The organism is Isoptericola dokdonensis DS-3, assembly GCF_001636295.1.
In the GTDB taxonomy this organism is placed as follows: Bacteria; Actinomycetota; Actinomycetes; order Actinomycetales; family Cellulomonadaceae; genus Isoptericola; species Isoptericola dokdonensis.
Map to the genome: position 1 here is coordinate 624,051 of NZ_CP014209.1, position 13,585 is coordinate 637,635.

Consider the following 13,585-nt stretch of genomic DNA (forward strand, 5'->3'; position numbering starts at 1 on the left):
GGGGGTTCGCCCCGTAGTCTGGTCCGCATGACCGATGCCCTGCGCCTGTTCACCTCCGAGTCCGTCACCGAGGGACACCCGGACAAGGTGTGCGACCAGATCTCGGACGCGATCCTGGACGCGCTCCTCGCGCAGGACCCGGGATCGCGTGTCGCGGTGGAGACGATGGTGACGACCGGCCTGGTGCACGTCGCCGGCGAGGTCACCACGTCGGCCTACGTGGAGATCCCGCAGATCGTGCGCGAGGTCGTGCGCGGCATCGGCTACACGTCCTCCACCATCGGTTTCGACGGCGACTCGTGCGGCGTGTCGGTGTCGATCGGTGCGCAGTCGCCCGACATCGCCCAGGGCGTGGACGAGGCGCTGGAGCGGCGCACGAACGCCGGCGACGTCGACCCGCTGGACCTCCAGGGCGCCGGCGACCAGGGGCTGATGTTCGGGTACGCCACGGACGAGACGCCGTCCCTGATGCCGCTGCCGATCTTCCTCGCCCACCGGCTCGCGGAGCGCCTCGCGGAGGTGCGGCGCACCGGCGCGGTGCTGGGGCTGCGCCCCGACGGCAAGACGCAGGTCACCGTCGGCTACGACGGGGACCGCCCGGTGCGCCTCGACACCGTCGTGCTCTCCACCCAGCACGACGCGGACGTCGAGCAGGACAAGCTGCTGGCGAACGTCACCGACCACGTCATCGACCCGGTCGTGGCGCAGGTCGCCGAGCAGTGCGGGCTCGACGTCGCGGACGCCCGGGTGATCGTCAACCCGACCGGCAAGTTCGTCGTGGGTGGCCCGCAGGGCGACGCCGGCCTGACGGGCCGCAAGATCATCGTCGACACCTACGGCGGGATGGCCCGCCACGGCGGCGGCGCGTTCTCCGGCAAGGACCCCTCGAAGGTCGACCGCTCGGCGGCGTACGCGATGCGCTGGGTGGCGAAGAACGTGGTGGCGGCGGGGCTGGCGCGCCGCTGCGAGGTGCAGGTCGCCTACGCGATCGGCAAGGCGCACCCGGTGGGCCTGTACGTGGAGACGTTCGGCACCGCGCAGGTGGACCCGGCGCGCATCGAGGCGGCCATCCGCGAGGTGTTCGACCTGCGCCCGGCGGCGATCGTCCGCGACCTGGACCTGCTGCGTCCGGTGTACGCCGCCACGGCCGCGTACGGGCACTTCGGCCGGGACGTGGAGGGTTTCACCTGGGAGCGCACGGACCGGGTCGAGGCGCTGCGCGCCGCCGTGTGACGCGGTGCGACCGACGTCGGCGGTCCGTGGTTGCATAGCCCCGTGACCTCCCGTGACGAGCCCGAGCAGCCTGCGCTGCTCGGGCTCGACGACGTCCCGGGCCCGCGGCGCCGTCGCCCGGCGGGCCCGGCCCCGGTGGCGGACGTCGACCCGGTGGCCCGCGTGGTGCTGGACCTGCAGCCCGCCCACCTGGACCGCGAGTACGACTACCTGGTGCCCGCGGCGATGGCCCACGACGCGGTGCCCGGCGTGCGCGTCCGGGCGCGGTTCGGCCCGCAGGAGGTCGGCGGGTTCGTCGTGGCGCGCCTCGCGGAGTCCGACCACGACGGCCGGCTGCAGCCGCTGCGCCGGGTGGTGTCCCCCGACCCGGTGCTGACGCCCGCCGTGCTGGAGCTGGCCCGCCGGGTGGCCGAGCGGTACGCCGGCACCCTGACGGACGTGCTGCGCCTGGCGGTGCCGCCCCGGCACGCCCGCGTCGAGGGCGAGGTGCTCGCCGCGCTCACCGCGGTCCGCGAGGCGGGCGCCGATGGCGATGCCGATGCCGCCGCCGATGCCGCCGCCCCACCGTCGGCGGCGCCGGCGTCTCCGACGGGTGACGGCTTCGACGCCGTCTGGGCGCCGTACCGGGGCGGGGAGCCCTTCTGCCGCCGGGTGCTGGCCGGCGAGGCCCCACGGGCCGTGTGGACCCCCCTGCCGGGCCTGCACGCCGCGCCCGGCCAGGACGTGGCCCGCGTGCCGCACTGGGCGGCCTGCGTCGCGCAGGCGGCACGTGCCGCCGTGGCAGGTGGTCGGCGCGCCCTCGTCGTGGTGCCGGACGCGCGCGACGTCGCGCTCGTCGCCGAGGCCGTCGAGGCGGCAGGGGTGTCCGCGGTGGTCCGCCTCCAGGCCGACGACGGTCCGGCGCCGCGCTACCGGGCGTTCCTGCGGGCCCGGCACGGGCTCGCGGACGTCGTGGTGGGCACCCGGGCGGCCGTGTGGGCCCCCGTGCCCGCGCTGGGGCTGGTGGTGCTCTGGGGCGACGGCGAGCAGACCCTCGCCGAGCCGCACGCCCCCTACCCGCACGTGCGCGACGTGCTGGCGCTGCGCAGCGAGCTCGAGGGCGCCGCGCTGCTGCTCGCCTCCCCGGGCCGCACCGTGCAGGCCCAGGCCCTCGTCGCCCGCGGCTGGGCGCACGAGATCGCCGCGCCCCGCGACGTCCTGCGTGCCCGCTCGCCCCGGGTGCGCGCCCTGACCTCGGTCGAGCTGGCCCGCGAGGGCGCGGGCGCCGCCGCGCGGCTGCCCTCCGCGGCGTGGCGCACCGCCAAGGAGGCCCTCGCCCACGGCCCGGTGCTCGTGCAGGTGCCGCGCGCCGGGTACGTCCCGACCGTGGCGTGCGCCCGCTGCCGCACCGCCGCCCGCTGCACCGCCTGCCACGGCCCCCTGGGCATGGCCCGCCAGGGCACCGCCCCGCAGTGCACGTGGTGCGGGCGCCTCGCCGGCGGCTGGCGCTGCCCCGAGTGCGGCGACGGCCGGGTGCGCGCCGTGCGCGTCGGGTCCGAACGCACCGCCGAGGAGCTGGGCCGTGCCTTCACCGGGGTGCCCGTCAAGGTGTCCGCCTCGACCGCCCCCGGCGGCATCCTCGACCGGGTCCCCGCCCGCCCCGCCATCGTCGTCGCCACCCCCGGCGCCGAACCCGTCGCCGACGACGGCTACGTCGCCGCCCTCCTGCTGGACGCGGCCGTGTCGACCACCGGGACCGCCCTGGCCACCGCCACCGACGCCGCGCACCGCTGGCTCGCCGCCACCGCGCTCGTGCGCCCCGACGGGCAGGTCCTCCTCGTGGGGGACGCCGCCCCCGCCCCCACGGCCGCGCTCGTGCGCGCCGACCCCGCCGGGCTCGCCGAGCGCGAGCTCGCCGAACGACGCGAGCTCGACCTGCCGCCCGCGGTCCGCGTCGCCGCCGTCACCGGCGACCCCGACGCCGTGCACGCCGTCGTCGGACGCCTCGACCTGCCCCCCGACGCGCTGCTCGGCCCCGTCCCCGTGCCCGACGACGGCGCCCGCCTCGACGAGCAGGTCCGCGTCGTCGCCCGCGTGCCCCTCACCGACGGCCTCGACCTCGCGCGCCGCCTGCGCGCCTCCCTCGCCGTCCGCTCCGCCCGCCGCGAGGGCGGGCGCGTCCGCGTCCAGCTCGACCCCCCGGAGATGCTCTGATGCCCGCCACCGCCGCCGTCCCCGTGCCCGCCGTCGACACCGTCGTGCTCGACCTCGGCAACGTCCTGCTCCGCTGGGACCCCGACGCCGCCTTCACCGGCGTCGACCCGGACGAGCTCGCCGCCTGGAAGACCGAGGTCGACTTCCCGGCCTTCAACCACGCCCAGGACGCCGGACGCACCTGGGCCGACGCCGTCGCCCACCTCGAGGCCACCGCACCCCACCTCGCACCCCTGGCCGCCCGGTACGTGCGCGACTACGCCGCCACCCTCGCCGGCGGACCCGTGCCCGGCAGCGCCGACCTCGTCGCCGAGCTCCGCGCCGCCGGGGTGCCCGTCTACGGGCTCACCAACTGGGCGGCCGACACCTACCACCACGCCGAGACCGCCGCCCCCGCCGTCGGGCTCCTGTGCGACGTCCTCGTCTCCGGCCGCGAAGGCCTCGCCAAGCCCGACCCCGCGATCTTCCGCCGCGCCGCCACCCGCTTCGACCTCGACCCCGCCCGCACCGTCTTCGTCGACGACGTCGCCGCCAACGTCGCCGGCGCCCGCACCGCCGGGTACCACGGCGTCGTCTTCACCGGCACCCCCGCCCTGCGCACGGCGCTCGCGGACCTCGGCCTGCCCGTCGCGCGGCCCTGACCTCCGCCCGGCGCGGGGGCAGAGCGGCCGACCGGCCTAGACTTGCCCGGTGCGTCTGCTCTTCGCCGGAACCCCCGAACCCGCCGTGCCCGCCCTGCGGGCCCTCCTCGCCTCCGACCACGAGGTCGTCGCCGTCCTGACCCGGGCGGACGCCCCCGCCGGGCGCGGCCGCCGCCTCGTGCCCAGCCCCGTGCGCGTCGCCGCCGAGGAGGCCGGGATCCCGGTGATCACCGACACCCCCCGCGGCGACGAGTTCCTCGCCCGCCTGCGCGCCCTCGACGTCGACGCCGCCCCCGTGGTCGCCTACGGGCACCTGCTGCGCCCCGAGGTGCTGGCCGTGCCCCGCGCCGGCTGGGTCAACCTGCACTTCTCCGTGCTGCCCGCCTGGCGCGGCGCCGCCCCCGTGCAGCACGCCGTCCTCGCCGGCGACGAGGTCACCGGAGCCACCACCTTCCTGCTCGACGAGGGCATGGACACCGGCCCCGTGCTCGGCACCACCACCGAGACCATCCGCCCCCGCGACACCACCGGCGACCTCCTCGGCCGCCTCGCCGACTCCGGCGCACAGCTGCTCGTGGCGACCCTCGACGCCCTCGCCGCCGGCGAGCTCGCCCCCACCCCGCAGAGCCCCGACGGCGTCTCGCACGCCCCGAAGATCGACCGCGACGACGCCCGCGTGCGCTGGGACGACCCGGCGCTCGCCGTCGACCGCCGCGTCCGCGCCGTCACCCCCGCCCCCGGGGCGTGGACCACCCTGCCCGACGGCGCCCGCCTCGGCCTCGGCCCCCTCACCCCCCGCCCCGACGTCACCGACCTCGCCCCCGGCGCCCTGCGCGCCGGCAAGCAGGAGGTCCTCGTCGGCACCGCCACCCACGCCGTCGCCCTCGGCGACGTGCAGCCCGTCGGCAAGAAGCCCATGCCCGCCCCCGACTGGGCCCGCGGATCCGGGCGCACCGTCGTCGAGACCGGCCGACTGGGGGAGACCCGATGAGCACCGACCGCCCCGACCGGCACGGCGACGACCGGCGCGACGCCCGCGGCCGTCAGCGCGGCGCCGCCCGCTCCCGCGGCCAGGCCGGCCGCACCACCCAGGCACCCGCCGACCGCCGCCGCCGCACCGACCCCGCCCGCACCGCCGCCTTCGACGTCCTGCGCGACGTCGACGCCTCCGACGCCTACGCCAACCTCGTCCTGCCGCCCCTGCTGCGCGAACGCGGACTGAGCGGCCGCGACGCCGCCTTCGCCACCGAGCTCTGCTACGGCACCCTGCGCCTGCGCGGCCGCTACGACGCCATCCTCGCCGCCTGCGTCGACCGCCCCCTCGACCGGCTCGACCCCGACGTCCTCGACGTCCTGCGCCTCGGCGCCCACCAGCTCCTCGGCATGCGCGTCCCCGCCCACGCCGCCGTCTCCGAGACCGTCGGGCTCGCCCGCGACCGCGTCGGCGCCGGACCCGCCCAGATGGTCAACGCCGTCCTGCGCAAGGTCGGCCGCACCCCCCTGCCCGAGTGGCTCGACCGCGTCCGCGACGACGCCCCCGACGAGATCACCGCCCTCGCCCGCACCGGCTCCCACCCCGTGTGGATCACCCGCGCCCTGCGCGAGGCCCTGCACGGCAACGGCCGCGACGCCGGGGAGACCGCCGACCTCCTCGAGGCCGACAACACCGCCCCCCGCGTCACCCTCGTCACCCGCCCCGGCCTCGTCGACGCCGACGAGCTCGCCGCCGGCACCGACGCCCGCCTCCAGGCCGGCCGCTGGGCGCCCACCGCCCACGTCCTCGCCCCCGGCAGCGACCCCGCCACCCTGCCCGCCGTCGCCGACGGCCGCGCCGGCGTCCAGGACGAGGGCTCCCAGCTCGTCACCCTCGCCCTCGCCGCCACCCCCCTGGACGGCCCCGACGCCCGCTGGCTCGACCTCTGCGCCGGACCCGGCGGCAAGGCCGCCCTCCTCGCGGCGCTCGCGGCCGGCCGCGGGGCCACCCTCGTCGCCAACGAGATCGCCCCCCACCGCGCACGCCTCGTCGAACGCGGCCTGCGCGCCCTGCCCGCCGGTGCCGTCGAAGCCGTCCGCACCGGCGACGGCCGCGACCTCGGCACCGAGGAGCCCGGCGCCTACGACCGCGTCCTCGTCGACGCGCCCTGCACCGGCCTCGGCGCCCTGCGCCGCCGCCCCGAGTCCCGCTGGCGCCGCACGCCGGCCGATCTCGGGGCGCTCACCGGCCTGCAGGCCGAGCTCCTGCGCTCCGCGCTCGACGCCGTGCGGCCCGGGGGAGTGGTGGCGTACGTGACGTGCTCCCCGCACCTCGCCGAGACCCGCCTCGTCGTCGACACCGTCCTGCGCCGCCGCGACGACGTCGAACGCCTCGACGCCCGCGCCGTCGTCCGCGACGTCCTCGTCCCCGGCGCCGACCTCGACCTCGGCGCCGACGGCGGGGGAGCGGCAGGCCTCGACGTCCAGCTCTGGCCGCACGTCCACGGCACCGACGCCATGCACCTCACCCTGCTGCGCCGGGCCGGATGAAACCTCGGCGTAGCACACCCGGCTCGGCAAACTCCCTTGTCGGCGCTGAGATGTCAGGTTAGGCTGACATTGCGATTGTCTGGAAAATCTGACAGGAGGCGGAATGGCTGTCAGCAGACGGTGGACGCGCGCACAGAGTTCTCGGGACATCGGCCGCTTCGTCAAGCAGGCTCGACGGCGCCAGGGCATGAGCCAGGGCGCGCTCGCGGCCGACCTCGGTCTGACGCGACAGTATGTCTCGGAGATGGAGTCAGGGGCGGGCAACCTCTACATCACGCGGCTCTTCGAGATCCTCGACGAGCTGGGTATCGAAGTGCGCCTCGTGGAACAGGAAGCCGATGGTCGCGACGGCGATTGACGCCTGGCTGTACGGGGAGCGGGTAGCCACCTTCTCGGCCGGGCGCAGCCAGCGAGGCGTACCCCGCGTCGCTCTCGAGTGGGATCCGTCCGCCACCGCCCGGTGGGGATATGGATCGAGAATCCTTTCCCATCTCCTGCCGATCGACGACGACGCACCGGTGTCCCCGGCGCGTGCCACGGCATGGCTCGACGGGCTGATGCCCGAGGGGCGCGTCCGGGAGAACATGGCTCTGGAAGCCGGCGTCGACCCCGAGGACGCAGTGGCGTTCTTCGGCGTCTACGGGGGAGACACCGTCGGAGCGCTGGCATTCGTGGCGCCGGGCACCGTGCCCCCCGTGTCGACCGGAACGAGGGTCCGCCTGGACGACGGGGGTGTCGCGGCCCTCCTCAGGGAAGGCCTGGCACGGGCGGGGGGGCACGGCCGCAGTCGGCACCTCACCAGTTCGCTGCCCGGCATGGAGCCGAAGATCGGTCTCGTCCGCCGAGACGGCGCCTGGTGGCGGGCAGGGCGGACCGACCCGACGACCCACATCCTCAAGGTCGCCCGCGCGGCGGACTCGCCCACCGCCGACCTGGTCGACACCGAGGCTGCGGCGCTCGACCTCGCACGGCGCGTCGGCCTCACCACCATCGATGCCGAGGTCGTCACCTTCGACGGAGTCCGGGCCATCGTCGTCTCGCGCTACGACCGGGTGGCGGACCCGGAAGCGCCCGGCGGACTTCGTCGCATCCACCAGGAGGACGCCGCGCAGGCGCTCGGCATCAACACCCGCGACCCCGAGCGCAAGTTTCAGCACGGCCGCGCGATCCCGTCGCTGGCCGCGATCGCCCAGGTGCTGCGGGACGACGGCGCCCGGCCGGACCCCCTGCTCGCGCTCACCACTCTCAACCTCGCCGTCGGCAACACCGACGCCCACGCCAAGAACGTCTCCCTGCTGCGCCGCGCCGACGGCACCGTCGCCCTCGCACCCGCCTACGACGTCTCCATGCACCTGCACCACGGGCACGCCTCCCGGGTGTTCGCCATGGACGTCGCCGGCGAGCGGGACATGGACGCCCTCACCGGGGCCCACCTCGTCACCGAGGGCACCGCCTGGGGACTGCCCCGTCGGCGCTCGCAGCGCGTCGTCACCCAGACCCTCGACGCGCTGCGCACCGCCCTGGGCGAGATCGACCGCGACGCCCACCCCGGGGTGCCGGTCGCGGCATGGAGCACCGTGGAGCGTCGCACGGACGCTCTGCGGGCGTCTCTCGACTGACACGAGCGTCCGCAGAGCGCCTTCGAGACCACCCGGACGTCCGGGACGGGGCCCCGGAGCGCTCGCGGACGTGTCCACGGGGCCTGCGGACCCCTCGGGGGGCCTCACCCGGCGGTGGGTGCGCCGCTCAGTGCAGCGTGCGCTGCATGAGCACGGTGCTCACCCAGCGGCCGTGCTTGAAGCCGACGTCGTGCAGCGTCCCGGCCGGGGCGAACCCGAGGCGTCGGTGCAGGGGGATCGACCCGGCGGCGGCGGGGTCGTCGGCCACGACGGCCACGACCTGACGGACCCCGGCGAGGCCGAGGGCGTCCAGCAGGGCCGCGAGCAGGCGTGTGCCGACGCCCCGGCCCTGGGCCCGCGGGTCGAGGTAGATGGTGCTCTCCACGGTGTGCCGGTAGGCGGCCTTGGGCCGCCACGGCCCGGCGTACGCGTACCCGACGACCGCTCCGTCGAGCTCGGCCACCAGGAACGGCAGCCCGCGGGAGACGAGGTCGGCGAGCCGGTCGGCCCACTGCGTGGCCGTCGGCGGCTCCTCGTCGAAGGTGACGGCGGTGGTGCGCACGTAGGGGGCGAAGATCGCGGCGACCGCCTCGAGGTCGGCGGCGGTGGCCGGCCGGACGAGCGGTCGGGCGGGCCCGGTCGCGTCGGCCCCGTCCGCCGCGGGGGAGGGGGGAGTGGTCACCGGGGGAGCCTAGCGGCCGTGCGCCCTAGGCTGGGCGCATGCCAGCGCTGATCAACCCGAGCATCCTGTCGGCCGACTTCGCGAACCTCGAGCGCGACCTCCGCTCGATCGCGACCGCGGACTACGCGCACGTCGACGTCATGGACAACCACTTCGTGCCGAACCTGACGCTCGGCCTGCCGGTCTTCGAGCGGCTCGTGCAGGTGTCGCCGGTGCCGGTGGACGGGCATCTGATGATCGCGGACCCGGACCGCTGGGCGCCCGCGTACGCGGAGGCCGGTGCGGCGTCGGTGACGTTCCACGCGGAGGCCGCCCAGGCGCCCGTGCGGCTCGCTCGCGAGCTGCGCCGGCTCGGGGCTCGGGCGGGCCTCGCGCTGCGGCCGGCGACGCCGGTGGAGCCGTTCCTCGACCTCCTGGGCGAGGTCGACATGATCCTCGTGATGACGGTGGAGCCGGGGTTCGGCGGCCAGTCGTTCATCGAGGGGACCCTGCCGAAGATCCGGCGGGTGCGGCAGGCGGTGAGCGCGGCGGGTCTGGACGTGCACGTCCAGGTCGACGGGGGAGTGTCGCGGGAGACGATCGAGCGGGCCGCGGAGGCGGGGGCGAACGTCTTCGTGGCGGGGTCGGCCGTCTTCGGCGCCGACGACGTCCCGGCGGAGATCGCGGTGCTGCGGGAGATGGCGTCGGCGCACCGCCACTGAGCGGTCGAGCACGGGCGGACGGGCCTCGGTCGTCGTCCGCTCGTCCTGGATAAATAGTGTGCCAAGCGCCTCGAAGAACCTGTGACGTGCGTCCCGTACCCCGGAACGGCCCGGAGCGCGGGGGGTCGGCACGTCTAGGCTGGTGGCGTGAAGACCTTCGACTCCCTGTTCGCCGAGCTCTCCGACAAGGCCCGGACCCGACCCGCCGGGTCGGGGACCGTCGCCGAGCTGGACGCCGGCGTCCATGCGATCGGCAAGAAGATCGTCGAGGAGGCCGCCGAGGTGTGGATGGCCGCCGAGCACGAGACCGACGAGGCCGCCGCCGAGGAGATCTCCCAGCTCCTGTACCACCTGCAGGTGCTGATGCTGGCCAAGGGACTCACCCTGGAGGACGTGTACGCGCATCTGTGAGCGTCCGGCACCGCTGCCGCGACGCGCACGGCCTGCCCGTCCCGCCCGATCACGAAGAGGTACCCGAGATGCTGCGCATCGCCGTCCCGAACAAGGGATCCCTGTCCACCCCCGCCACCGACATGCTCCGCGAGGCGGGATACCGCCAGCGCCGCGACACCCGTGAGCTGGTCCTCACCGACGCGGACAACGACGTCGAGTTCTTCTTCCTGCGTCCCCGCGACGTCGCCGTGTACGTCGGGTCCGGCACCGTCGACGTCGGCATCACCGGCCGCGACCTGCTCCTCGACTCCGCGGCCGACGCGGACGAGCACCTCGCGCTCGGCTTCGCCAGGTCGACCTTCCGGTTCGCCGCGCCCGCCGGGACGATCGACGACGTCGCCCAGATCGCCGGGCGACGGGTGGCGTCGTCGTACACGACGCTCGTCGCCACGCACCTGGCCGAGCGGGGCGTCGAGGCGGCCGCGATCGTGCACCTCGACGGCGCCGTGGAGAGCTCGGTCCAGCTCGGCGTGGCCGACGTGATCGCCGACGTCGTGGAGACCGGCACCACGCTGCGCGCGGCAGGGCTGGAGGTCTTCGGCGACCCGATCCTGCGGTCCGAGGCCGTCCTCATCCGGCGGCGCGGGGCCGAGGTGCCCGCCGGCCTGGAGGTCCTCACGCGCCGCCTGCAGGGAGTCATCACCGCACGCGAGTACGTGCTCATCGACTACGACATCCCCGTCGACCTCGTCGACGCCGCCGTGGCGGTGACCCCGGGCTTCGAGTCGCCGACCGTCTCGCCCCTGCACAACGGCCAGTCCGCGGCGGTGCGGTCGATGGTGCGCCGGTCCGAGACGAACCAGGTGATGGACGCCCTGTACGAGGTGGGGGCGCGCGGCATCCTCGTGACGTCGATCCTCGCGTCGCGGCTCTGACCGTGCCTGCCGCCGGCGACGACCGGTTCCGCGTCTTCCGCCCGCGGTGGACGCGGGTGGCGGCCGCCGTGACCGGGACGGTCGCCGTCGGCGGCAGCCTCGCCATCGCGCTGCTCGGCCCCGGCGGGGTGCTCCTCGACGCGGGCACCCGCGTCGCCTTCCTCGTGTTCGCCGGTGGGGCGCTGTGGCTGCTGTGGCGGCTCGGCGGGGTGCACGCCCGCCCGGACGCGGGTGGTCTGGCCGTGCGCAACATCGTGCGCACCCGCCGTGTCGAGTGGCCCGAGATCGTCGAGGTCCGGCTCGAGCGCGACGACTCGTGGGTGGTGCTCGACCTGGCCGACGGCGGCACCCTCGCGGTCATGGCGGTCCAGCGCGCCGACGGCGAGCACGGCATGGCCGAGGCGCGGCGGCTCCGGAAGCTCGTGCGCGAGCTCGGCGAGGCGCCCGACCCGACCTGATCCGACCAGGGCCCGCGACCGCCGGAGCACGACGAAGGGGCGGCCCCCGCAGAAGCTCTGCGGGGGCCGCCCCTTCGTGTCGCGCCGGGACCGGTCCGGTTCTGGCGTCGGCGCTCAGTACTGGCGGGCGGGACGACGCTCCGTGTGCGGCGCCCGACGCTCCGGGGCGCCCTTGTCCAGCGAGATGCGCAGCTGGCGGCCCGCGACGTTCGCGCGACCCAGGCGGTTCATCTGGCCGTCGTCGAGCGGCGTGGTGATGTCGACCAGGGAGAAGTTCCCGAAGATGTCGATCTTGCCGATGTCGGCGCCGCGCAGACCGCCCTCGTTCGTCAGCGCGCCCACGATGCCGCGCGGCTGCGCGCCGTGCGTGTGGCCCACCGAGATGCGGTAGCGGGTGCCCTCGGCGGGGCGACGGATGCCGCGGCCGCGGTCGTCACGGCCGTGCTCGGAGCGGGGGTGCCGGCCGGTACGGTCGCCGTCGCGGTCCACGCGCTCGGCGCGGTGGGTCTCGCGCGTGCGGCCACCCTTGACCTCGGCGCGCTCCTTCTCGTGCGCCTCCTGGGCCGCGGTGTGCGCGGGGCCGTCGTCGCCGACCGCGAGCGCCAGGAGCGCGGCCGCCACCTGTGCGGCGTCGGGTGCGGTGCCGTCCTCGCGGGGCGCGAGGTGCTCGGCGAGGAGCTCGGTGTACAGGTCGAGGCGTCCTGCCTCGAGTCGCGCGGGCACGGTGCCGAGGATGGTGCGTGCCCGGTGTGCGGACACGTCGCGGGGGGAGGGCACCTCGACCTCGGTGAGCTTGGCGCGGATGGTGCGTTCGATGTGCTTGAGCTTGCCGCGCTCCTGGGGGGTGACGAACGACATGGCGCGGCCGGTGCGACCGGCGCGGCCGGTGCGGCCGATGCGGTGCACGTAGGCCTCGGCCTCGCGGGGGATGTCGAAGTTCACGACGAGCCCGATGCGGTCGACGTCGAGGCCGCGGGCGGCGACGTCGGTGGCGACGAGGACGTCGAGCGAGCCGTTGCGGAGCCGCTCGACGATCTTCTCGCGCTCCTTCTGGGCGACGTCGCCGGAGATGGTGGCGGCGGAGACGCCGCGCTCGACGAGGGCGACGCCGACCTCTTCGGCCGCGGCGCGGGTCCGCGTGAAGACGATGGTGGCGTCGGCCTCGGAGGTGGCCAGGACGCGGACCAGGGAGCCGACCTTGTGCCGGAACGGCACGACCGCGTAGGTCTGCTCGACGGAGGTGACGGTGCTGGACTGCCGGGAGACGGCGACCTGCACGGGGTTGGTGAGGTGGGTGTCGGCGACGGAGCGGATGGCGGGCGGCATGGTCGCGGAGAACAGGGCGACCTGGCGCTCGGCGGGGGCCTGGCCGAAGATCTTCTCGACGTCTTCGGCGAAGCCCATGCGGAGCATCTCGTCGGCCTCGTCGAGGACGAGGAACTTGACGGTGTCGAGGTGCAGCGAGCCGCGCTCGAGGTGGTCCATGACGCGGCCGGGGGTGCCGACGACGACGTGGACGCCGTCGCGGAGGGCGCGCTGCTGGGGCACGTAGGGCGCGCCGCCGTAGACGGGCAGGACGTGCACGCCGGGCAGGTGGGTGGCGAAGCTCTCGACGGCGTCGGCGACCTGCATGGCGAGCTCGCGGGTCGGGGCCAGGACGAGCGCCTGGACGTGACCGCGGGAGACGTCGGCGGCGGGGTCGACGGCGGCGAGCAGCGGGATGCCGAAGGCTGCGGTCTTGCCGGTGCCGGTCTGGGCGACGCCGGTGATGTCGCGTCCGGCCAGCAGGGCGGGGATCGCCTCGGCCTGGATGGGGGAGGGGGTGGTGAAGCCGAGGTCGTCGACCGCTGCCTGCAGCGCTGCGGGCAGGGCGAGGTCGGCGAAGGTGGGCTGGGCCTCGGTGGGCAGGGTGGTGTCGTTGCTCATCGTGTGGTGACCGTTTCGTCGGTGGTGGGGGAGTCCTGCGTCGCCGACGGCGAGGCGGTCGCTGGGTCCCGTACACACACAACGGCCCGGCTGCTGTGGCCGGGGAACTGGGAACACGCGGGATGACGACGAACTCCGAGGGGATCACCTCATCGTACGCGTTGTCGGGGCCGGGTGGCAGGGGCGGGTGCGGTGAGTTTGCCCACTGACGCACGAGGGGGGCCGGTCCTGCGTAGGATGTCGGCGCAGGCTCGGGGTCGATGCAGGTGGTGAGGGTGCAA

At 75.8% G+C, this 13,585-nt stretch carries 13 protein-coding genes and 1 pseudogene; 12 read left to right on the top strand and 2 right to left on the bottom strand.

The features are described from left to right. Positions 1 to 27: 27 nt before the first annotated feature. The 8 genes and pseudogenes from metK to I598_RS18000 all read left to right on the top strand — a co-directional run bounded on the left by metK (position 28) and on the right by I598_RS18000 (position 8,209). A complete protein-coding gene (gene metK, locus I598_RS03005; RefSeq protein ID WP_068201152.1) occupies positions 28 to 1,233 on the top strand; it encodes a methionine adenosyltransferase in 1,206 nt (401 codons plus the stop codon). A 42-nt stretch (positions 1,234 to 1,275) separates the two neighbouring features. Continuing rightward, the gene (locus I598_RS03010; protein ID WP_068201153.1) at positions 1,276 to 3,426 is read left to right on the top strand and encodes a primosomal protein N' family DNA-binding protein; all 2,151 of its coding nucleotides are present in this window, start codon (positions 1,276 to 1,278) and stop codon (positions 3,424 to 3,426) included. Further along, complete coding sequence (locus I598_RS03015) at positions 3,426 to 4,067, top strand: HAD family hydrolase (RefSeq protein ID WP_068201156.1); 642 nt, start codon at positions 3,426 to 3,428, stop codon at positions 4,065 to 4,067. The genes I598_RS03010 and I598_RS03015 overlap by 1 nt, the downstream gene beginning before the upstream one ends. A gap of 49 nt (positions 4,068 to 4,116) precedes the next feature. After that, entirely contained in the window at positions 4,117 to 5,058 is a 942-nt protein-coding gene (gene fmt / locus I598_RS03020) for a methionyl-tRNA formyltransferase (protein ID WP_068201158.1), read from the top strand. Further along, positions 5,055 to 6,590 (top strand): RsmB/NOP family class I SAM-dependent RNA methyltransferase, encoded by a 1,536-nt coding sequence (locus I598_RS03025; protein WP_068201159.1) that lies wholly within the window; start codon positions 5,055 to 5,057, stop codon positions 6,588 to 6,590. Before fmt ends, I598_RS03025 begins: the two co-directional genes overlap by 4 nt. Positions 6,591 to 6,693: 103 nt before the next feature. Beyond that, positions 6,694 to 6,948: a helix-turn-helix domain-containing protein gene (locus I598_RS03030; protein WP_068201161.1), complete on the top strand. Its 255-nt coding sequence runs from the start codon at positions 6,694 to 6,696 to the stop codon at positions 6,946 to 6,948. Further along, positions 6,929 to 7,201 (top strand): annotated as a pseudogene (locus I598_RS18365) (HipA N-terminal domain-containing protein); the annotation flags it as partial. The gene I598_RS03030 and the pseudogene I598_RS18365, both read left to right, overlap by 20 nt. A gap of 204 nt (positions 7,202 to 7,405) precedes the next feature. Further along, positions 7,406 to 8,209: a HipA domain-containing protein gene (locus I598_RS18000; RefSeq protein ID WP_232314240.1), complete on the top strand. Its 804-nt coding sequence runs from the start codon at positions 7,406 to 7,408 to the stop codon at positions 8,207 to 8,209. 127 nt (positions 8,210 to 8,336) lie between these two features. On the opposite strand, the gene I598_RS03040 is transcribed toward I598_RS18000, so the two are convergent. Beyond that, a complete protein-coding gene (locus I598_RS03040) occupies positions 8,337 to 8,891 on the bottom strand; it encodes a GNAT family N-acetyltransferase (RefSeq protein ID WP_068201165.1) in 555 nt (184 codons plus the stop codon). Between the two features lie 38 nt (positions 8,892 to 8,929). Here I598_RS03040 and rpe point away from each other — a divergent pair, with 38 nt between their 5' ends. The 4 genes from rpe (at position 8,930) to I598_RS03060 (ending at position 11,378) form a co-directional block, all read left to right on the top strand. Next, entirely contained in the window at positions 8,930 to 9,592 is a 663-nt protein-coding gene (gene rpe, locus I598_RS03045) for a ribulose-phosphate 3-epimerase (protein WP_068201167.1), read from the top strand. A 147-nt stretch (positions 9,593 to 9,739) separates the two neighbouring features. Next, a complete protein-coding gene (locus tag I598_RS03050; RefSeq protein WP_068201168.1) occupies positions 9,740 to 10,003 on the top strand; it encodes a phosphoribosyl-ATP diphosphatase in 264 nt (87 codons plus the stop codon). A gap of 68 nt (positions 10,004 to 10,071) precedes the next feature. Further along, a complete protein-coding gene (gene hisG / locus I598_RS03055; protein ID WP_068204822.1) occupies positions 10,072 to 10,920 on the top strand; it encodes an ATP phosphoribosyltransferase in 849 nt (282 codons plus the stop codon). A 2-nt stretch (positions 10,921 to 10,922) separates the two neighbouring features. Further along, positions 10,923 to 11,378 carry a PH domain-containing protein gene (locus I598_RS03060; protein ID WP_068201170.1) on the top strand — a complete coding sequence of 152 codons (456 nt, stop codon included), beginning with the start codon at positions 10,923 to 10,925 and terminating at the stop codon, positions 11,376 to 11,378. A 114-nt stretch (positions 11,379 to 11,492) separates the two neighbouring features. On the opposite strand, the gene I598_RS03065 is transcribed toward I598_RS03060, so the two are convergent. Then, positions 11,493 to 13,304 carry a DEAD/DEAH box helicase gene (locus I598_RS03065; protein WP_068201172.1) on the bottom strand — a complete coding sequence of 604 codons (1,812 nt, stop codon included), beginning with the start codon at positions 13,302 to 13,304 and terminating at the stop codon, positions 11,493 to 11,495. Positions 13,305 to 13,585 lie beyond the last annotated feature (281 nt).